Source organism: Myxococcales bacterium (genome assembly GCA_016706225.1).
In the GTDB taxonomy this organism is placed as follows: domain Bacteria; phylum Myxococcota_A; class Polyangia; order Polyangiales; family Polyangiaceae; genus JADJKB01.
In genome coordinates, this window is the sequence record JADJKB010000002.1 from 329,875 (window position 1) to 348,453 (window position 18,579).

Genomic DNA, 18,579 nt, shown 5'->3' on the forward strand with positions numbered 1-18,579 from the left:
GGGTCAGCCTCGGGCTCGAGCGCCCTGGGGTCCTGGTGGGCGATTCGACTCCTTGACCAGCGGCATCGCGGAGGTCGGCCCTCCCGGATCTGCGGCCAGGATCTGGGCCCAGGTCTCCGACGACGCCGTCAGCTCTTCGATCAAGTCGCCGATGCGTTTGTCGACGTAGTTGAAGCCGATCAGCGCGGGGATGGCCGCGACCAGCCCGAAGGCGGTGGCAATCAGAGCCTCGCCGATCGCCGGCGCAACGACGGGCAACGACGCGCTCTTCTCGACCCCGATGCGAATGAAGGCGTTCATGATGCCCCACACCGTTCCGAACAGCCCGATGAAGGGAGTCGCGGAAGCGATGCTCGACAGCGTCGGCATCAGCGTCGAGGCCCGTTGCTGCTCCGAGGCGATGGCGCGCTTGGCCACCGCCATCAGCAGATCGGCCGAGAGATTGGGCATGTGGTGGCGTTTAGCCAGCTCGAGGACCACCCGCCCGCCCGGGGAGTCCCGGTGTTTGAGCGCGAGGGCGATCAGATCCGAAGAGCCCGCGGCTCGCTCCGACTCCAGCTCGAACTTGTGCTGAGCGGACTGCAAGCGCCGAAGCTGCATCGATTTCAGCAGCCAGATCACCCACACACCGGTGGCTGCGACGATGAGGATCAAGAGCACCACCAGCACGATGCCGGACGAGCCGAGCATCAGCTTGATGGGGTTGAGCTGTACGTCTGCAGTGGGAGCTGCAAGAAGCATGGGTTTTCCCGATTAGGTCAGTCGCCGAGAACGACGTCCACGCGCCGGTCGTTGGTCCAGCTGGCCTCGTCCGTGCCCGTCGCGTCCATCTCCCCTCGCGACGTCGTGTTGACCTTGTCGGTGTTCATGCCCTTCTTGACGATGAACCCCTTGACGTTGTCCGCGCGCTTGCCGCCGAGCACCATGTTGTACTCCGGCTCACCGCGCGGGTCGGCGTGACCCACCAGGCGCATTTCCCGGCCAGCGAGCGGCCCGCTCGTGAAACACGTCGCGAGCTGGCCCAACACCTTGTGGTCCTGGTCGCGCACGTTGGACGAGTCGAACCCGAAGTGGGCGTCGACATCCGAGATGCCGCAGGCCTTCTTGATCTCGTCGGAGATGTTGATCTGCGACTTTGCGGGGTCATCGCCCGGCTTGTCGGTGGCGGCCGCTTTGTTTCCTCCGGCGGTCGGAGCGTCGGTTCCACCGGTCGGCGCGGTCGGCGGCTTCTTCTCGTCGCCACCGCACGCGACGAGGGCAAAACCAGCAAGAAACATGGCAAATAGGCTTGTCTTCATTCGATTCTCCAGAAAAAGGTTGATGGAATATGCGCGCCGCCATCGCGGCGAGGCCGCGGTGGGTCACCCCGGGCGCAGGGTTCGATAGCAGGTTTGGCGGGCGTCGCGAAACTGCGGCGGGCGAGGCCCAATTCCCGGGTGGCCCCAACCGCCCGAAAATTGGCGGGTTGATCCCCATCGACAGCCGGTCGGCCTCCCGACCGAATGAGCGCGTTCGTCAGGCCCTTTCGGGGCTCGCTCTTCAGCGCACCACGGTCACGTAGACCATCAGCCCGATGGTCGCGGCAACCAGCACCACCAGAATGACGAGGGCCGTCGCGCGCCGTTTGACCACCGGCTCCGGCGTGCGGGTGACCTCCAGGGATGCGATGGCGATCGCCAGAATGGCTTTCAGTCGCTTCTCCGCTTCCGGCCCGCGATCACGGTCGCCGGCCATGCCGCGATAGCGTGCTCCGGCCTCGGCCAGCTTCCCTCGCTCGCGGCAGGCCTCGAGAAAGGCGGTGTGGGATTTGTCTTCGTCCCAGTGGTCCAGCGCGTTCTTCCACAGGGCTTCGATGGCGGGGTCGGGTAGCTCGGGCATCTGCGCGCTCAAAGGCGAAGCTCTCGCGCGAGGCGGCGCGTGAGCGCGAAATAATCCTGGCGCGAGAGCGGTACGTTCAACACGTGGAAGTCTTTGCCGGTCAGCCCGACACAACCGAAACAGTAACTGCAGCGCGAGAGTGATACGGAGCGCATGAGGTAGCTCGAGCCGGAGCAGCTCTCACAATCGACGCAGTGCTGGCACAGTAGCAGGCTGCGGCAGCCGCGGCAGTGGGAGCAGTCCGTGCAGCCCGCGCAGCTCACGCAGTAGTTGCAGCGAACGAGTCGCTCGGAGTCGCTGCAGAAGGTGCAGGCCAGACACGCGACACAACCCGTGCAGCGCACACACCCCTCGTTCTCGCGCTCCCGTCCGTGAGCCGACACGAGATCGCGCAGCTTGCGCTCGAAATCGTGGGCCGTGAGGTCTTTCGGCAGCGGGTCCGTCGGCGGCATGCGCGGCAATCCTCGCTGGTTTTCAGCTCAGCGCAAGTGGCCTTCGACGACACGAAAAGCGCGGGAGTGAGACCTCGCCCCTTCCGGTCAGACGCGGATGGCTCGGCGGAGCTCGGCGGCGGCGGCCTGGATCTCAGGGTCCTCCGCGGACTCTTCCAGGCGGCGCAGGCGCTGCTCCATCACGGGGCGCTTGAGCGGGGGCTCGTGGTCGACCAGCGCCGACAGGTGTTCGATGGCCTCACAGGCTCGGTCATCGTCGAAGTGCTCGAGCAGCTGGAGCTGGACGGGCTGTTCGAGCGGTAGCTCGAACCCTTCGCGCAGGAGCTCGTCGACGGCGCGCGTGATGGCGCCGCGCGTCTCCGCTGCCATCAGCCGATCGAGCAAGCGCAGGCGCAAGCGTTCCCGATCGTCGGTATCGGTCTTCGTGATTTGAACGATGCGCGCAGTACGCCGCGGTGCGGGCTCCGGTTCAGCCTTGAGCGGGCGTTCTTCTTCCGTCGTCTTCTGCATGACCGGTCGCACCGACTTGGGTGCGGCGGACATGGCCGCTGGCGCTCGGCCCGCCAACGGTGCGTTGGGGCGACGGGCTGCAATCATGATCGGTTCTACGACGGCGCGCGGCTCGGAGGAGCGCTGCTTGCGCCTGCGCCGGCCGCCAGGCTTTTGGCGTTGCTGGTACATGGTCTGTCCCTTCCGCTACGGATCCCGACCCGGGCGCTACGTAGCACCTGGTGAGTTCTCGTCCCTGCGGCCCGACGCGTGTGCGTCAGCGCTCCCAACCCACCAGATACACGGTGAATAGCACAGCCCGCGGGCCGCGCACTTCGAATTTGAAGGGGCCCGGCTGGACCCTTCCGGAGGAGCGAACTGCCGTTCGCGGCGTTCTCGGTTTGCGTGCTCGACCGAGGCCCGAGCGGGGGTTATGGTCCGCCCCACTCGCCGGGGAGGCTCGATGCTCGAATACGGACAGAAAGTCTGGAAAGACGGGGAGATCAACGACTGGAAGACGAACGGCAATTTGTCGCTTCTGACCCATACGTTGCACTACGGCGTCGGCGCCTTCGAGGGGATCCGGGCGTACAAACGGGCCAAGGGCGAGAGCGCGATCTTCCGGCTCCGCGAGCACGTAGAGCGGCTCTTCGATTCGTGCCAGCTGGTCCTCATGAAACCCGTGGTCACCCGCGAGCAGGTCACCCAGGGCTGCATCGACGTGCTCCGCGCCAACCAGCTGGTCGAGGCTTACCTCCGGCCCATCGCGCTGATCGGTGACGGCGCAATCGGCGTCTACGCTCCCAAGAACCCGGTCGTGACCTACATCGCGACGTGGAAGTGGGGCACGTATCTCGGGCCCGAGGCGCTCGAGAAGGGCATCCGCTGCATGGTCTCGTCGTTCTCGCGGCACCACATCAACGTGAGCTTTGCCAAGGGCAAGCTGGTGGGTCAGTACATCAACAGCGTGATGGCCAAACAAGAGGCGAAGCTCAGCGGGTTCGACGAAGCGATCTTGTGTGACGTCAACGGTTACGTGAGCGAAGGCTCGGGCGAGAACCTCTTCATCGTCAAGCACGGCAAACTCTTCACTCCGCCGCTCGCGGCGTCGATTCTCGAGGGAATTACCCGCGACACGGTGATGACCCTGGCGCGAGAACAAGGGCTCGTGGTCAACGAGCAATTCATCACGCGAGACGAGCTGTATCTCGCCGACGAAGTATTCTTGACGGGAACGGCCGCCGAGATCACCCCCGTCTGCGAGGTGAATCACCGCGCGATCGGTGACGGCAAGATGGGCAAGATCACCCGCACGCTGCAGGAGCGTTACTTCGACGTGGTGCGCGGCAGTGACGACTCACATCCGGAATGGCTCACGCGGATCTGAGCGCCGCCGTGGGTTTCCTTCTCCGGACTCTGCCCGCCGTCTTGTTCGTGAGCGCCTGTGCAGCGGCGCCGCCGCCGCCCCAAGCGGCTCCGCCCCCCCTCTTGCCTCCGCCGCCCAAGACCAGCGCCGGCATTGCCGATCGCGAGTGGGGCACCCTGGTTTCCAATCGATTCTCGGTGCGGGTGGCGCTGCCGGAGCGCAAGGCGTGGCAGATCGAGGATCAGCGCGAACCGTGGTGGACCGCGCGCCACGCGGCCAGCTCCTCCGAGCTCGCGGTCAAAACCTGGCGCACCTCACGGCTCTCGAAGCGGGAGGACTGCGCCAACCAGATCAAGCTCTGGCGCCCGCACGCTCCCAACCCCGAGGCCGCCCCGGAGAGTGTGGTCGATCGGCGTGAGCTGAGCGCTCCGCTCGGTTATCAGACCGAGCTGACCGTCGGGGTGCGGCGCCAGGGCGGGGCCGGCGAAATCGAGGGCTACGCGCTGGCCGTGGGCCACACCATTGGCCAGTGTTACGCGGCCATCTACACGACTCGGGCTGTCGGCGGGAACGCCGAGGCGACGGTGGGAGAGCGCCTGGCATTGTTCGGCGACGCGGTGCTGCCGCGCATCGAGCGCCTGGGCGTCGAAGACCGCGTGCGCTGAGCTGGCTCAGCCGAACGCGCCCTGCACACGCTCCGTGCGGACTCCGCAGGGGAAGGAGCTGCTTTCTGCCGCCGCAGGCCGAATCACCAATCGCCTCTCGCGGGTCTTCAGCCGTCGGTTGCGCAGCTCGCGCCGATTGGAAATCCGTTCGCCGGCGCCTTGGCCAGTCGTGCGGCGGTCTTCGGGCCGTACGAGCCGTCTTCTTCGATGCTGTCCGAGGGGTTGTTGAGGTTCCACAGGATCTGGAAGGCCTCGACGTCGACACCTCTCAGGTTCTGCTTCCCCGAGCCCGCGAAGTCGAAATGCACCTTGTCGCCGTTGCCGAACCAGTGAAACCCCTGGCCAGTGAGGCGTGGTCGCCAGGTTCCGTACTGGCTGAGATCCAGCGCCAATCCGGACTCGTGATTCGATTTGCCTGGGCTCGCGGCGATGGCGATCCCGCAGCGCCCCTTCGCGGCCCAGCGATACAAGACGTACTGTTGCGCGACGGTCCTCAGCATCGAATTCACAGTCAGCGTCGAGCCTGGGTGGGCGTCGAGCGCGGCAACGAGCGCGTCACGCGCCGGCGTCTGCAGAAATGGAAAAGTTGCCGGACCGAACTCGAGCCCGGGTCGTTCGGGGACCTCCGCGAGCGCGCCAGGAATGAGGCAGTTCATCTGCGCCACGATCTGCTCGGAGAGTCCCTTGACCGAGGTCGTGGAGCACGAGCCGCTCACGGCGTCCTCGACCGTGCTGCCGACTGCCAGCGCTACAGCGCCCGGGTCACTGGGCTCTTCGCTGTCTTGTTCCTGGTCCTCAGGGGGCGCTGTGGCAGCGCTGCAGCCGGTGAGTCCGAGCAAGAGGGTGAGCCATGCGATGCATGCGAAGCGACGAGTCATGGCGGCGCACCAAGCAAAATCGCGACCAGGTGAGGAAGTGTGTGTGCGCCCGGAGAACAGGCCTTCGCCACGCCATCCGTCCGGACCGCCTCCGGACAACCTCCAGACGGCGGCGATGAGCTGCACTCCCTGAGGCGCGCATTACCCGAAGATTGGCGGACTTTTCAGGGCCTCCGCTGGGCCCGGAACTTGCGATGCCGGAGTGCATGCGGAGCATGCCGCTCGGGCTGGTCTTGATCGCGTTGTTCCTGCTCGCATGTGGTCCGAGCCCGAGCCCCTCGTCCGCGGCCCGACGCCTCGAGCTTCGCGGGGACTCGCCGTTGATCGGCCACTTCCGGACCGCCGAGCAGCGCCACGGCGTTCCCGCGGAGGTCCTCGGAGCGGTCTCGTATGCGTTGACCCGTTTGAGCTCTCGCGCCCCGGGCACCCACCACGACGCGGACGGTTACCGCGAGGTCGGTGTGATGGGCATCGGCAGTTCTGGGCTCACCTCGGTCGAGGTGGCTGCGACGCTCTCGGGTCAGGCCATCGAACGCGTCCGCCTCGACGACGACGCGAACATCCTGGCGGCAGCCGCGCTCATCCGCGAGTCGGCGCGCGCGCGCGGTCAGGGTCGGTCCGCGGCGCCGAGTGAGTGGTGGGGCGCCATCGAAGCGTACGCTGGCCCACTGCTGCTCGACGAGGCTCGACGCTACCTCGAGCGTGGGTTCGCGGGCAGTGATGACGACGGCAAGAGTGTGGAGCTGGTCGCGATCGGTGGTCTGGCTGAGAGCGCGGAAGAAGTCGGCTATCCAAAGAGCCTCTGGAGCGCGGCGTATTCGGGGAACTACAAAGCCGCGTCGCGCGCGGCGGCGGACATCAACTACATCGTCGTTCACACCACCGAAGGCAGCTACTCCGGCGCGATCTCGTGGTTCAAAGATCCCACCGCCAAGGTGAGCGCGCACTACGTCGTGCGCTCGAGTGACGGGCAGGTGACCCAGATGGTCGACGACACCGACATCGCGTGGCACGACGGCTGTTTCAACACCAACAGCATCGGCATCGAGCACGAGGCCGTGAGCTCACAGCCGAGCAAGTGGTTCACCAAGGCGATGTACGAATCGTCCGCGGCCCTCACCGCCTGGCTCTGTGGTCAGTACGGCATCCCGAAAGATCGTAAACACATCATGGGGCACGGTGAGGCGCCGGACTGCTCGGATCACACCGATCCCGGCCCGGGCTGGGACTGGACCTACTACATGGGCCTGGTCACAGGCGGGGGCACCGGCTCCGGGGGCACGGGTGGTAGCGGCGGCAGTGGTGGTAGCGGCGGCAGCGGCGGCAGCGGCGGCAGCGGCAACACGGGCGCAGGCGGATCCGGCAACACCGGCAGCGGCGGCTCGGGCAACACCGGCGCGGGCGGCGTCCCAGCTCTGCCGAGTGTTGGCCTGCTCGAGAGCGTGAGCTGCAACGAGCTCAGCGGCTGGGCGCGCGACGTGAAAGCACCGGCGCCGCCGGTGAAGGTCGAGTTCGACTTCGACGCCGTGTCACCCGGCGCCACGGCCGGCACGTTCAACGCCAATCTGTATCGGCAGGACCTGTGTCAGAGCCTGGGCTTCTGTGAGCACGGCTTCTGGGTCGCCCCGCCGTATTCGCTGTTCGACGGCGTCTCCCACACGGTGTTCGTGTACGGCAACGACGCGGCGACGACGCACAAGTATCAGCTGACCGACAGCCCGCAGCAGTTTACGTGTGACTCGCCGGCGATCGACGGCGTGAAACGCGCGATCGGACCCGGTGTCATGGCCGCGTGGCGTTTCAACCTGTTCTGGAACGAGGTCCCGACGAACGATCTCGTGATCGATTCTCTGCCGAACGGCGCGGCCCTCCCGGCGAACCCCGAGCTGGTTCAGGCCGACAATGGCTCGGGTGACGTGTGGTTGATCGAGGGCGACGTGCGGCGTGCCGTTCCGAACCCAACCGGGATGCAGACCTGGGCGTTTGCCCCGGAGTCCGTCGCGACCTGGCCGCTGGCGACCGTCATGGCCTTGCCCGAGGGCCCGCCGCTGCGCGCGCGCCCGATGCTGGTGCGCACTGCCAACAACCAGGTCTATCTGGTGGACGACACCGCCGAGGGGTCAGGACAGGCCGAGCCCGACGGCCCCGAGCCGGGCGGCAAGGGCAAGGTCTCGACCCTGGGTGCGCCGAGCGCGGACGACTCGGACCAATCCGCGTGCGCGGCCAGTGTGGTGCGACGCGACTCCGCCCCCGGCGTCTCGTTCCTTGCTTTGCTGGGCGCGCTGGGGTTGGTCCTCGCCCGCCGGCGTCGCAGCAGAGGGCAACCAGGTGTCCCGCTCAAGCGAAGGCGTAGGTGGCTTTTTCCATGGCCTTGCGCTCGCGCTTCCGCAGCGAGCCGACACTCAGCACGCTGAGTCTCTGTGGCCTGAACACGAACTCCGCGGCGTTTCGAATCCCCTCGCGCGTCACCGACATCAGCTGCTCGCGTCGAGCGGCGAAGGTCGGCGCAACGTCGGTCAAGACACCCGACGCAACGAAGGAGGCCAGCTCCCCCGGGTCGTCGAGCATCGACTCGAGGCTCCACCCTAGACGCGCCCTGACCTTGTCGAGCTCCGCCTCCGACGGTCCGCGATCGCGTAGCTCGCGCAGCAGGCTGAACAGCTCACCGAGTAGCTCTTCGGCGCGTTCGTGAGTGGCCTCGGCGGCCAGATCGAAGATGCCACCGCTGACGTAGGCCTCGTAGCCGGCGGACACGTCGTAACACAGGCCCTTCTCGTCGCAGATGCGGTGGTAGAGCCTCGTCGACATGCCGTCGTCGAGCACCCGCAAGAGCATGTCGGTTGCGGGCTCGAGCGGGTGCAGATCCGGCGGGGCGCGGAAGGCGATGCGCAGCTCGGTCTGGCTGCCAGCGTGATCGACGTGCCGGTATCGGGTCTTGGTCTGCTCGGCCAAGGCGGGGGTCGCGAGCACGCTTCCCGCTGGGAGCGCCGCGAACCCGCGCTCGATCTCGTCCAGCACGCGCGCCGGGTCGATGGGTCCGGCTACACAGAGCACCGAGTTCTTACCGACGTAGAACTCGCGGTGGTAACGCTCGAGTTTGTCGCGCTCGACGAGCTCGAGGTTGTCGCTGGTCCCGACGATGGGATGGCCGAGGGGGTGGTCGCCGAAACACAGCTTGCGCACCAGCTCGTCCGCGCCGACCGGCTCTCCGTCGTCGTCCAAACTCTCGTTGATCTCTTCGCCGACGATGCCCTTCTCGATGTCGATGTTGGTGAAGACCGGGCGCTGATAGACCTCGGCGAAGATCGGCAGGGTCTTTGCGAACGACTCGGCCGGGACCGAGATCCCCATCGCCCCGTGGTCGACATAGGTCGAGGCCACCAGCGTGCCACCCAAGCTCTCGAAGGCGTCGGCTTGTGCGTGCGCCGACGGGTAGGCAGCCGTCCCGCGGTAGAGCATGTGCTCCAGGAAATGGCTGATTCCGTTGTCGACCGGAGGTTCGTAAGCGGGCCCGCAGCGGAGCTGCATGTTGAGCACGACCCGGTGCAGCGCCGGCATGGACACGGCGACTGCCCGGAGGCCGTTGGCCAGCGTCCGCTGCCCTAGCTCGAGGGACGCGAGGGTCAACCGTCTCCGGAGCCGTCGTCGGAACTGGCGTTGTCTTCCAGAAGGCGCTGATCGTAGGTGATCTTGTCCTTCACCTTGCTGCGCAGCGAAGCAATGTAACGTCCCACCGCGTCCTGCTCCTTCGCGCCGCGCAGCATGCGCAGGATCGACAGCCGGTCCTTGGCGAAGTCTTCCTTCTTCGCCAGCGTCTTTTCCTTCAGCTGGAGCACCGCGAAGCCGGTCGTGGTCTTGATGGGTTTTTCCACCAACGCGTCGACCTTCGCGAGGTCGAACACCTTCGCGGCGGGTGCCTCTCCCGGCAACGGCGCCTCGACCGGTGTGCCGGTGATGCTGAACGGCGAGCTGATCTCCACGCGCGGTCGCTGCGCGTCCTCCATTGCCGGAGGCTCGGCCGCCGTCTTCTCCCCCGCGGCTGCCGGCGCGGCCGCCGCTGGCTTGGCTGCCTTGGGCGCACGCGCCACGTACTCCAGCGCCAGCTCCTTGGTCGCGTCTTCCAGCTTGGCGCCAGCCTTGGTCTTTTCGATCAGCTTGTCGGCGAACTCCTTGGCGAGCTCCGTGGCGAGCGCGGGCGCTGCCATCCTCCGCGCCGTGGCGCGTTTGCCGATCTTCTCGATGTCCTTCTCGGCCAGGACCCCGTTCAGCCGCAGCACGTGAAAGCCCCGCTTCGTCTCGATGACGTCGGAGACCTGACCCGGCTTCAGCTTCTTGGCCGCATCCAGCAGCTCCTTGCCACCTGGACCATAGGTCTCGCTCAGGCAACCCATGTCACCACCAAGCTCCGCGGCAGCGCCGTCGCTCTCGCGCTTGGCAACCGCCTCGAAGCGCTCTCCCTTCTTGATGAGGTCGAGCGCAGCCTGCACTTTCTGGCGCTTTTCGCCCTTGATCGTGTCGCCCGTGTCCTCTTCGACGGACGCCACGATCTCGCTGACCAGCGGACACTCCGCCTTCCAGTTGGCTTGCGCCGTCTTCCAGCCGTCTTCGACCGACTTCTCGTTCTTCAGCGCCCAGCTGTCGACGCTCGCGTCCGACAAGTCCACGACCCACTTCGAGAACCACTCCCGGGAAACCGAAACCACGCGGGCTACGGCCTTCGAGCGGTCCCGTTCCCATTGTGAGTAGGCCTCGACCTCCGAGACCCGCACACGCGCTCGCACCAGGTTCCGCATGCGCTGCGCAATCATCTCGCGCCGCTGCATCTCCTTGAACTCTTTCGGGCTGCGGTTGGTGGTGTTGCGCACGACGCGCTCGTAGATCTTGTAGTCGAACTCGCTGGTCTGAACGCTCGTGACCGGCAAGAGGCGCACCATCTCCTCGCTGATGCCCAGCGAATAACCAAGGAAGCCCAGCTGGTGATACGGCAACGAAATCCGGGCGCGGCCAGACGACAGCTCTTCGTCGAGCTCTTCTTCGCTGACGGAAATGCCCAGGCGCTCTGCTTCCTTGAGCAACAGCTCCCGCTCCACGAAGCCGTCCATGACGGTCTTCTTCAGGCCCATGGATTTGATCTTCTTCTGGGGCAGCTCGCGGGGAACGATCAGGCCGTAGGCGGCAAAGTACTCTTTGCGATCTACGCAGCTATCCCCGATCTTCACCGCGCAGTCGCGCGAGATGCCGGCACCACCCTGGCGACCAGGGCGAAACTCCATGACGAAGACGATGATGACGGCGAAGACGACCGCGCCGATCACGATCTGACCGACTCCGCCCTTGCGAAAGAACGACAGCATGGTTTGGAGGGGCGCGGTCGTTGGTGCCGCGCCGAAAGGGCGACGGACCTACCATGCCCCCCGGTGATGGTCTACGTCCCGGCGCGAGTGGCGACTTTCGGCCAGCGAAGGGCGTCGCGCAGCGGGTCGAGGAGCTCGATATCCGTGGGGATCGCCAGCTCGAAGGTGACCTCGTACCAGGTGTCGAGAACGCGGGATTTGTCCCCCGGATCGTGGATTGGCACCACACAGGTGGTGACCTCGGCATAACCGCCGGTGGTTGCGGGTTCTCCCAACCGGCGGGCGTGCTCGAACAGACTCTCGGGGCTTTCGCCTTGAAAATCACAACCTTGAGCTCGAAAGATCACCCGAATTCCAAGCCCCGACTCGAGCGTCAACACACTCACGCCGCTGTCCATGATCAGGTTGTCTCGCACCCGATCCGCGAGCACGACTCGATCGGGCAGCGTGCGATAGACCTCCAGCCCGGAAGACAGCAGCAGTTTCTTCAGCTCTTGAGGTGTAGCGATGGGCATGTGGCTTGCAGCGTGGAAGAACGAGAGATCCAGTCCAAGTGGGTCCACTCGATCGGCCGGTCTCACCCGATGGTCAACGATTTTCGATGATTAGCGCCAACCCCCGCTCCATGAAGCCAACGCCAAGAACTTCGCAGACCCGCCCGCCAGCGTCAAGGCAGGCGCGCCGGGGCGACGAATCTGCGACCAGCCTGCGCATCTCACGGAGAGGTTTGGTATGTTCAGCTCGAACGTGACCCGCCGCAATCTCACCCCGCCGCCCGATGGCGGAGGACCGGACACACACGGAACCCGGCGGCAATCCGGTGGCGCTCGGCGTGAGGCTTCCGATCGTGTGCGCCTCTACGCCGGAACCGCGGTGTACGAGGGGTGGACGCTCAACGTCAGCCGAGGGGGCGTCCGCATCATCGTCGAGGACCGGGTGGAGCTGGGGAAAGATTACGAAATTTCTCTCGGTGACGACGAGCACGTGCGCCGCCCTTGCCGAGTGGTCTGGCTGCAAGAAGAAGCGGACGGACAGATCGCGGGTGTGCAGTACATGGACACCAACGCCGGTCCGCCGCCCACGGGCAGCCTGCCGCCAGCGCCCGATTCGAAGAGCGAGCCGCCGGACGGAAGGTGAGCCGCGCCGCCGAGCTGCTCGGAGACGCCGGCCCTCTCGGTGCGTCGCTCGCGGGGTACGAGTCACGTCCGGGTCAGCTCGAAATGGCGGCTGCGGTGGAGCGTGCGCTCGCGGACGATCGAGTTCTGCTGTGCGAAGCGGGCACCGGCACGGGCAAGACCCTCGCGTACCTGGTGCCCGCGGTCCTGAGCGGCAAGAAGGTCGTGGTCTCGACCGCGACACGCGCGCTCCAGGAGCAAATTGCAACACGAGACCTGCCGCTGATCCGCAAACACCTGGGCATCGACCCCCAGGCTGCGGTGATGAAGGGGCTCGCCAACTATCTGTGTCTGCGGCGCTTCGAGGAACACCGGCGCAAATACCGTGAGCCCGCTCACGAAGCGGCCATGGCGCGGCTCGAGGCGTGGCGCAACGAGACGTCGAGCGGCGACATCAGTGAGCTCGACGGCTTGCCGGAGGACGACCCACTGTGGCGCGAGGTCACGGCTTCGAGCGACACCCGGGTTGGTCCTGGTTGTGCGCACTTCGACGAGTGTTTTGTCACTCGCATGCGCAGGGACGCCGAGGCCGCACGCCTCGTCGTGGTGAACCACCACCTGTTTTTTGCCGATTTGGCCCTGCGCGGACCGCATCCCGGGCGTGTGATCCCGGACTACGACGCCGTCATCTTCGACGAGGCGCACCAGCTCGAGGACATCGCCACGGATTTTTTCGGCGTTCGGGTATCGAGCGCTCGCATCGACGCCGTGCTGCGCGACGTGGAGACCTTGCTCGGCGTGTTTGCCACCGCAGACGCCGTCTTGCGCGGGTCGAGCGCGGTCGATGGTGCGCGGCGCGCGTCGGACGCCTTCTGGTCGCGGCTGGTGCGACAGTTGTCCAGCGCGGGCGGCCCGGATGGGCGGCTCGCGATCGAACGCGACGTGTGGACCGGCGAGCTCGAGACGCGCTGGCACGAGCTCGACTCGGCGCTAGAAGGTGTGGTCGCGCTGCTGGAGTCGGCGCGAGGCCGCGTGAGTCAAGAGAAGGCGCGCCTGCGTCAGAGCCCCCAGAGCTTGACCGATGCCCTCGACATCGCCGGACGCCGCGTGACGGGTCTTCGTGAGCAGCTCGCTGTTGCCATCGACGGCGCGCCGGGTCGGGTCACCTGGCTGGAGACGGGCAGCCGAAGCACGGTGTTGTCGTCGTCTCCGGTCGACGTCTCGGGTTTGTTTCGCGATCTGGTGTTCGACGCTGTGCCCGCGGTCGTGCTCACGAGCGCAACCCTGGCGACGGGCGTGGCGCGCGCCGACGAGAGCCCGTTTGCCTACCTGCGCTCGAGGCTCGGGCTGACCAACGGCTCGACCGAGGTGACGGAGCGATTGATCGACTCGCCCTTCGACTTCGGGCAGAACGCGCTCTTTTACACGCCGCGGGATCTTCCGGAGCCGAACAGTCCGGCGTTCGTTCGAGATGCGGCGCGGCGAATCGCCGAGCTAGTGGCGCTGACCGACGGCGGTGCCTTTGTGCTCACGACCAGCGTGCGTTCGATGCGGGCGCTGCACGCCATGTTGCAGGGCATGGTCGGGCGGCGCCTGCTGCTCTTGCAGGGGGAAGCGCCGAAGAGCGCTCTGCTCGACAGGTTCAGGGCCGACGGGCGCGCGGTGCTGGTCGCCACGAGCAGCTTCTGGGAAGGGGTGGACATCCCCGGTCACGCGCTGCGGCTAGTCGTGCTGGAGAAGATCCCGTTTCTCGTGCCCACCGATCCCATCGTGAAGGCGCGCTCGATGCGCCTGGAAGAACAAGGGGACAACCCCTTCATGAAGCTGTTCGTGCCCGCGGCGGCGCTGGCGCTGAAACAAGGGTTCGGTCGCTTGATCCGCACCCGGGCCGACTTCGGCGTCGTGGCGTTGTTCGACGACCGGGTGCATCGCAAGAGCTACGGTCGACGGGTGCTTGCGGCCTTGCCGCCCGCGCGCCGAACGGACGAGCTGGCTGACGTGAGAGAGTTCTGGAGCGAACGCGCTCCGGGGTGAGGCCGTGGTAGACCTCCCACGAAGCGCCACTGATGCAGCCTTTTCAAGATGCCTTTCGTGAGCTCGGCCTCGATGGTCGCCTCGACGTGTTGCCGATTCCGAGCGGCTATCCCAGCCCGAAACACGTGAACCTGATCCTGCGCCGGCACGCGGGCACGACCTACCTGTTCGAGTGCGGGCCGGCGCGCCCCGACGTCATCGAGGAGACGCGGCGTGCGCTCGAGGCTCACGGCGTACGCAAGCTGGACGCGCTCTTGGTCACACACTGTCATGGCGATCACGCGGGCAGCGCCGGCATCGTTGCGGGTCACGGCCGACCGGAAGGGGAACGGGCGCCGGTGTATCTGCACTCGGCGGGCTACCGATTCTTGACCCATCCCGAGGCGGCGTTTCTCAACGAGACCTACGAGATCTTTCAGACCCGCGCCCATTGGGGCTTGCACGAGTACAACGCGTTCAGCGACGAACAGATGCTGAACAACGCGCTACGCAAGCGCTTCAGCGGCTACTTCGCCCGCACACCGAAGGGGGCGCTCTCGTTCGTCGACGCCGGCAAACTGCCGCCCGGCATGCTGGCTCTCGAGACGCCGGGGCACTCGCTGGACTGTGTGCTGTATTACGACACCGAGCTTCAGATCGCGGTCCCGGGCGACACGATCATCTGCACCGGCCTGGTCGACAAACCCGAGACGCACGGCTACGTGATCCCGATCTTCACCGTCGCCGGCCAGTCGTACTCGGTGGCCTACGAGCGGTTTCTGGAAAGCATCCGAGTCCTGCGCGAGTTCTTTCGAACCTACAGCGTCCGCGCGGTGCTCGCGCCCCACGGCAAGTTCGCGGTGACCCGGCCCCTCGAGTGGGTCGAGTTTGCGGAGGGGTATTTCCGCGGCATCTATCGGGCGCTGCTGGATGACTTTTTCGGTGAAGCCGAGCGCCGCAACAAACCGTTTCGCGCGTGTGATCTGAACGCCTTCGTTCCTAGTGCGGGCTCCCATCCCATTTCGACGCCCAGCCACACCTTCGGCATGCTGTGTACGCTGGCCGACGAGGGTTTCCTTTCACTGGAGGAGCACCCGCACACACGGCAGATCACCTTCACTCTCGAGGCGCTGCCGCCTGCGGACTACGTCGAACGACGTCTGGCGGAGCCGGTGAGTCGGCTGCCGATCTTCGGCGGGCCGAGCTGAACGAGCACCGCGCGCGGGCGGATGACCGAAGCCCGACGCGAGAGGGGGAGGCCGGGCCACACCGCGCTCCACTCGGCTCGGCGCTTCCCGTATGCTTTGGTGACCATGCACTCTCATCATGCCCTGGTGGCGGCGTTGGCCATCCCATTCGTCACTTGGCTCTCCAGCTCCCCCGCGTTGGCTTGCGGCGGCATGATTGGAAGCAACGAGCAGCATGCCGCCGGCATGAACGCCCAGCGGGTGCTGATCGCCGAGGGCGAGGCGAGCACTGCGATCGTCGTGAGCGTCGGTTACGAAGGCGCCGATGGCGACAATGCCTTCGTGCTACCGCTGCAGCGCGCACCCGCTCAGGTCGCCGACGCGGATCGGGCCATCTTCGACGAGTTGGAGCAGCTGACCGCCCCGCGCATTAGTGTGATCGACCGGACCGCGCGAACGCCCTCCGGCAGCGGCTGTGGCTGCGCGGGTGGTGACAAGAGCGCCGGCGCGCCGGGCGGTGCCGGGCGGGGTGAAGAAGTCACCGTCGTTCAGCGCGGTGAGACAGAGACCTATCAATACGTCGTCGTTGGGGGAGGCTCGGGAGCCTCGCTGCAAGAGTGGCTGAGCAAGGAACAGTTCCCGGTGCCCGCGCAGCTCCAAGCTTCGCTCGACAGCTACGCCAAGCGCGACTGGCTGTTTCTGGCGGCTCGAATTCGGCCCACCGCGTCGGCGGGTTCCCTCGCGCCGATCGAGATCCACTATGCCAAGCTGCCGCTCGAGGAGCTCGAGTACCCGTTCGCGCTCTCAGCGGAGTCCGTCAAAGAGCCGGCGCGGGTGGAGGTGCTGCTGTACCTGGCTGGCGCGAGGCCATTTCTTCCGGCCAACTACCGCGCGGCGCGCATCGCAGCCGGGGTGAAGGCCATCTCTCCGACGCGCAGCAACTACGACGAAGTCTTCACGCGCATGACGGAGACGGGTGCGTTCGTACTCGAGAGCGGAATGGTGAACTTTCGAGCCAGCTTCTTCGCCGAGCGCAGCACGGCCCCGCCGAGCCCGCTGGCGACGACTGCGCCTCGAATGTTCCCCAAGGGGATCCACCTCGCGCGCCTGCGGGGTCGGCTCGGTCACGCGCAGCTCGTCGACATGAAGTTCAAATCCGTAGCGGAGGCGGCGATCGCGACGAGCAACGACATCACCGTGTTCTGGGACCCACCGACGACCAGCGGAGCGTTCGGCGCGCTGTTCGGCCTCACTCTGCTCAGGCGTCGCTCACGGCCCGAGCGCGCGAAACGCTGAGAGTCGCCCACACCCGGTGTCAGGCGACCTGCGCCGCGAGGGTTCCGGACCAATCAAAACGGCTGCTGGCGATCTGGATCGAGCGAGGGTCCACGAGGCACTGCGCGCGCAGCGAGCGAGTCTCGACCTCGAGCAGATGGCAGCCGCTGCGCGCGGCGGCACGCGCAGCGCGGCGGGCGTTGTCGCGCCAGGCGCGGGCGCCGCTCGCACCAAAGAGCTCCGTCGCCAGATTCTCGAGCGGCCAGCGCTCTCCGCTGAGCAAGAGGCCCAGCCACTCGGTGAACTCGGCGGGGATACAGCCGCTCGCGAAGCCGCTGCCGCCCCACGCCGGCAAGCCTGCCTCCCAGCCGGGCAGCGCCAGGGCCGGCGCGACGTCGGCGGTCGAGCTCAAGAGGTGCCGAATGGCGCGGGAGAGGTGGCGCACGGCGCGCGGAGCACCGGCGAGAGCAAAACGCTCCGGGTGCGCGAGGAAGGCGAGTGAGCGACCCACGCCCTCACCCCAGCTGGGGCCACTCGTAGCAGACAGCCAAGCGATCTCGTTCCACACGCGGCGTCCGTAGTTTGCAGCGTCGTCGCTCGAGCGTGTCGTCTCGGCGAGCGCACGCGCCCGCACGGCGCCGTCGAGGCGAGCCGCAATGCCTGCAGCCCGCTCGATGACCTCAGTTGCACCGGCCGAGGCTGGACCACGTGCCGCCAACGAGAGCGCAATGGCCTCGCGCTTGCGGGGCGCAGCCACGTAGCGACTCACGTCGTCAACGAGCGTGGGGTCGACCAGAACCAGGAGTCGCTGCGGCATCGACATGCCGGCGTCGGCTGCAATGGACGTGCCTGCTTGGTGGGAGGGGAAAACTGCGATGACTGCTGCAGCTCGTGGCCCGGACGCCAACCTTGGGTTTGCGCCTCGTGTTGGCGCGCCGGGCGCCGTTCCACGAGGCGGATCTCCGGTCGTCTGCGGTCGGGACGCGGTGCGCCCTGCCGGCCGATCTGCGCCGTTACTTCTTCTTGCGCTTGGGCGCCGGCTTCGCGGGCTTGGCGCGCTTGGCGGTCTTCTTGGCTTTGGGCGCCTGCTTCGCGGGCTTGGCGCGCTTGGCAGTCTTCTTGGCTTTGGGCGTCGGCTTCGCGGGCTTGGCGCGCTTGGCGGTCTTCTTGGCTTTGGGCGCCGGCTTCGCGGGCTTGGCGGTCTTCTTGGCTTTGGGCGCCTGCTTCGCGGTCTTGCTGGGCTTGGCGACTTTCGCTTTCTTGCTCGGCGCCGCGGCTTTGGCCTCTACGACCTTGCCCTTCTTCGCGCTCTTCTTTGGGTTCTTCTTTGCGCTCTTTGCGCTCTTTGCGTTCTCTGCGTTCTCTGCGTTCTCCGCGTTCTTCTTGGGAGCCGCCTTCTTCGCTGCGGGTTTAGCCGCCTTCGCCTTCTTCGGTGTCCCCGCATTCGGGCTGTCACCTCGCCCGACCTGACCCGCACGCCGACGCGCCAGCGTCTCTTGAACGCGCGCATCCAACATCGAAAACTCGAAGGGCTTGTCGAGGTAAGCATCCGCGCCGTAGAGCGGAGACGTCATCTCGTTCAGGTGCTCCCCGATCCCCGTCAGCATCACGACGCCCGTGTGCGCCAGCGACACGGCCTCACGGATCTTGCGACACACCTCCCAGCCGCTCATGCCCGGCATCATCACGTCGAGCACCACCAGGTCCGGCAGGTGCTCGTGCGCAAGGGTCCAGGCCTCATCCCCGTCCGTTGCCTCGACGACGCGATAGCCTCTGCGTTTGAGGTGTCCGACCACCAGCGCGCGTGTGCTCGGCTCGTCGTCCGCCACCAAAACTAGAGTCTTCGTCTCGTCGGGCATCGCTCGCTCCTGTCTGACCGTTTGGGCGCCAATGTGAGACCAGCGGTG

The 18,579-nt window shown here is 66.5% G+C and carries 18 protein-coding genes; 7 read left to right on the plus strand and 11 right to left on the minus strand.

All coding sequences use genetic code 11. The features are described from left to right. Window positions 1-3: 3 nt before the first annotated feature. The 5 genes from IPI67_01630 to IPI67_01650 form a co-directional block, all read right to left on the minus strand. Complete coding sequence (locus tag IPI67_01630; GenBank protein MBK7578881.1) at window positions 4-741, minus strand: MotA/TolQ/ExbB proton channel family protein; 738 nt, start codon at window positions 739-741, stop codon at window positions 4-6. A gap of 17 nt (window positions 742-758) precedes the next feature. Next, window positions 759-1,298 carry an OmpA family protein gene (locus tag IPI67_01635; protein ID MBK7578882.1) on the minus strand — a complete coding sequence of 180 codons (540 nt, stop codon included), beginning with the start codon at window positions 1,296-1,298 and terminating at the stop codon, window positions 759-761. Window positions 1,299-1,539: 241 nt separating this feature from the next. Continuing rightward, window positions 1,540-1,878, minus strand: coding sequence for a hypothetical protein (locus IPI67_01640; protein ID MBK7578883.1), 339 nt, complete (start codon window positions 1,876-1,878; stop codon window positions 1,540-1,542). Window positions 1,879-1,886: 8 nt separating this feature from the next. Then, window positions 1,887-2,330 (minus strand): hypothetical protein, encoded by a 444-nt coding sequence (locus IPI67_01645; protein ID MBK7578884.1) that lies wholly within the window; start codon window positions 2,328-2,330, stop codon window positions 1,887-1,889. Window positions 2,331-2,417: 87 nt separating this feature from the next. Then, on the minus strand, window positions 2,418-2,840 hold the full coding sequence (locus IPI67_01650) for a hypothetical protein (protein ID MBK7578885.1): 423 nt from the start codon (window positions 2,838-2,840) through the stop codon (window positions 2,418-2,420). 442 nt (window positions 2,841-3,282) lie between these two features. Here IPI67_01650 and IPI67_01655 point away from each other — a divergent pair, with 442 nt between their 5' ends. Then, the gene (locus tag IPI67_01655) at window positions 3,283-4,206 is read left to right on the plus strand and encodes a branched-chain amino acid transaminase (GenBank protein MBK7578886.1); all 924 of its coding nucleotides are present in this window, start codon (window positions 3,283-3,285) and stop codon (window positions 4,204-4,206) included. After that, a complete protein-coding gene (locus tag IPI67_01660; GenBank protein ID MBK7578887.1) occupies window positions 4,188-4,850 on the plus strand; it encodes a hypothetical protein in 663 nt (220 codons plus the stop codon). The genes IPI67_01655 and IPI67_01660 overlap by 19 nt, the downstream gene beginning before the upstream one ends. Window positions 4,851-4,957: 107 nt before the next feature. Here IPI67_01660 and IPI67_01665 read toward each other — a convergent pair whose 3' ends face one another. After that, a complete protein-coding gene (locus IPI67_01665) occupies window positions 4,958-5,728 on the minus strand; it encodes a D-alanyl-D-alanine carboxypeptidase family protein (GenBank protein MBK7578888.1) in 771 nt (256 codons plus the stop codon). A 206-nt stretch (window positions 5,729-5,934) separates the two neighbouring features. On the opposite strand from IPI67_01665, the gene IPI67_01670 reads away from it, so the two are divergent. Beyond that, window positions 5,935-8,142 (plus strand): N-acetylmuramoyl-L-alanine amidase, encoded by a 2,208-nt coding sequence (locus IPI67_01670; protein ID MBK7578889.1) that lies wholly within the window; start codon window positions 5,935-5,937, stop codon window positions 8,140-8,142. Here IPI67_01670 and IPI67_01675 read toward each other — a convergent pair. The 3 genes from IPI67_01675 to IPI67_01685 form a co-directional block, all read right to left on the minus strand. Next, window positions 8,066-9,286 carry an insulinase family protein gene (locus IPI67_01675; GenBank protein MBK7578890.1) on the minus strand — a complete coding sequence of 407 codons (1,221 nt, stop codon included), beginning with the start codon at window positions 9,284-9,286 and terminating at the stop codon, window positions 8,066-8,068. The two genes, IPI67_01670 and IPI67_01675, sit on opposite strands and share 77 nt — an antisense overlap. A gap of 65 nt (window positions 9,287-9,351) precedes the next feature. Beyond that, a complete protein-coding gene (locus IPI67_01680; protein MBK7578891.1) occupies window positions 9,352-11,082 on the minus strand; it encodes a SurA N-terminal domain-containing protein in 1,731 nt (576 codons plus the stop codon). A gap of 71 nt (window positions 11,083-11,153) precedes the next feature. Next, window positions 11,154-11,645 (minus strand): hypothetical protein, encoded by a 492-nt coding sequence (locus tag IPI67_01685; GenBank protein MBK7578892.1) that lies wholly within the window; start codon window positions 11,643-11,645, stop codon window positions 11,154-11,156. A 184-nt stretch (window positions 11,646-11,829) separates the two neighbouring features. Here IPI67_01685 and IPI67_01690 point away from each other — a divergent pair, with 184 nt between their 5' ends. The 4 genes from IPI67_01690 (at window position 11,830) to IPI67_01705 (ending at window position 16,693) form a co-directional block, all read left to right on the plus strand. Further along, entirely contained in the window at window positions 11,830-12,219 is a 390-nt protein-coding gene (locus IPI67_01690; protein ID MBK7578893.1) for a PilZ domain-containing protein, read from the plus strand. 83 nt (window positions 12,220-12,302) lie between these two features. After that, a complete protein-coding gene (locus tag IPI67_01695; protein MBK7578894.1) occupies window positions 12,303-14,231 on the plus strand; it encodes an ATP-dependent DNA helicase in 1,929 nt (642 codons plus the stop codon). A gap of 32 nt (window positions 14,232-14,263) precedes the next feature. Then, window positions 14,264-15,418, plus strand: coding sequence for an MBL fold metallo-hydrolase (locus IPI67_01700; GenBank protein MBK7578895.1), 1,155 nt, complete (start codon window positions 14,264-14,266; stop codon window positions 15,416-15,418). Window positions 15,419-15,523: 105 nt separating this feature from the next. After that, the gene (locus tag IPI67_01705; GenBank protein ID MBK7578896.1) at window positions 15,524-16,693 is read left to right on the plus strand and encodes a DUF2330 domain-containing protein; all 1,170 of its coding nucleotides are present in this window, start codon (window positions 15,524-15,526) and stop codon (window positions 16,691-16,693) included. Between the two features lie 19 nt (window positions 16,694-16,712). On the opposite strand, the gene IPI67_01710 is transcribed toward IPI67_01705, so the two are convergent. After that, complete coding sequence (locus IPI67_01710; GenBank protein MBK7578897.1) at window positions 16,713-17,495, minus strand: hypothetical protein; 783 nt, start codon at window positions 17,493-17,495, stop codon at window positions 16,713-16,715. Between the two features lie 190 nt (window positions 17,496-17,685). After that, the gene (locus IPI67_01715; protein ID MBK7578898.1) at window positions 17,686-18,531 is read right to left on the minus strand and encodes a response regulator; all 846 of its coding nucleotides are present in this window, start codon (window positions 18,529-18,531) and stop codon (window positions 17,686-17,688) included. Window positions 18,532-18,579: the final 48 nt, after the last annotated feature.

Coding starts and splice junctions, on each gene's coding strand:
- IPI67_01640 (MBK7578883.1), bottom strand. CDS start 1,878: ATGCCCGAGCTACCCGACCCCGCCATCGAAGCCCTGTGGAAGAACGCG.
- IPI67_01710 (MBK7578897.1), bottom strand. CDS start 17,495: ATGTCGATGCCGCAGCGACTCCTGGTTCTGGTCGACCCCACGCTCGTT.
- IPI67_01635 (MBK7578882.1), bottom strand. CDS start 1,298: ATGAAGACAAGCCTATTTGCCATGTTTCTTGCTGGTTTTGCCCTCGTC.
- IPI67_01645 (MBK7578884.1), bottom strand. CDS start 2,330: ATGCCGCCGACGGACCCGCTGCCGAAAGACCTCACGGCCCACGATTTC.
- IPI67_01660 (MBK7578887.1), top strand. CDS start 4,188: ATGGCTCACGCGGATCTGAGCGCCGCCGTGGGTTTCCTTCTCCGGACT.
- IPI67_01665 (MBK7578888.1), bottom strand. CDS start 5,728: ATGACTCGTCGCTTCGCATGCATCGCATGGCTCACCCTCTTGCTCGGA.
- IPI67_01630 (MBK7578881.1), bottom strand. CDS start 741: ATGCTTCTTGCAGCTCCCACTGCAGACGTACAGCTCAACCCCATCAAG.
- IPI67_01695 (MBK7578894.1), top strand. CDS start 12,303: ATGGCGGCTGCGGTGGAGCGTGCGCTCGCGGACGATCGAGTTCTGCTG.
- IPI67_01670 (MBK7578889.1), top strand. CDS start 5,935: ATGCGGAGCATGCCGCTCGGGCTGGTCTTGATCGCGTTGTTCCTGCTC.
- IPI67_01675 (MBK7578890.1), bottom strand. CDS start 9,286: ATGCCGGCGCTGCACCGGGTCGTGCTCAACATGCAGCTCCGCTGCGGG.
- IPI67_01715 (MBK7578898.1), bottom strand. CDS start 18,531: ATGCCCGACGAGACGAAGACTCTAGTTTTGGTGGCGGACGACGAGCCG.
- IPI67_01650 (MBK7578885.1), bottom strand. CDS start 2,840: ATGCAGAAGACGACGGAAGAAGAACGCCCGCTCAAGGCTGAACCGGAG.
- IPI67_01655 (MBK7578886.1), top strand. CDS start 3,283: ATGCTCGAATACGGACAGAAAGTCTGGAAAGACGGGGAGATCAACGAC.
- IPI67_01705 (MBK7578896.1), top strand. CDS start 15,524: ATGCACTCTCATCATGCCCTGGTGGCGGCGTTGGCCATCCCATTCGTC.
- IPI67_01700 (MBK7578895.1), top strand. CDS start 14,264: ATGCAGCCTTTTCAAGATGCCTTTCGTGAGCTCGGCCTCGATGGTCGC.
- IPI67_01680 (MBK7578891.1), bottom strand. CDS start 11,082: ATGCTGTCGTTCTTTCGCAAGGGCGGAGTCGGTCAGATCGTGATCGGC.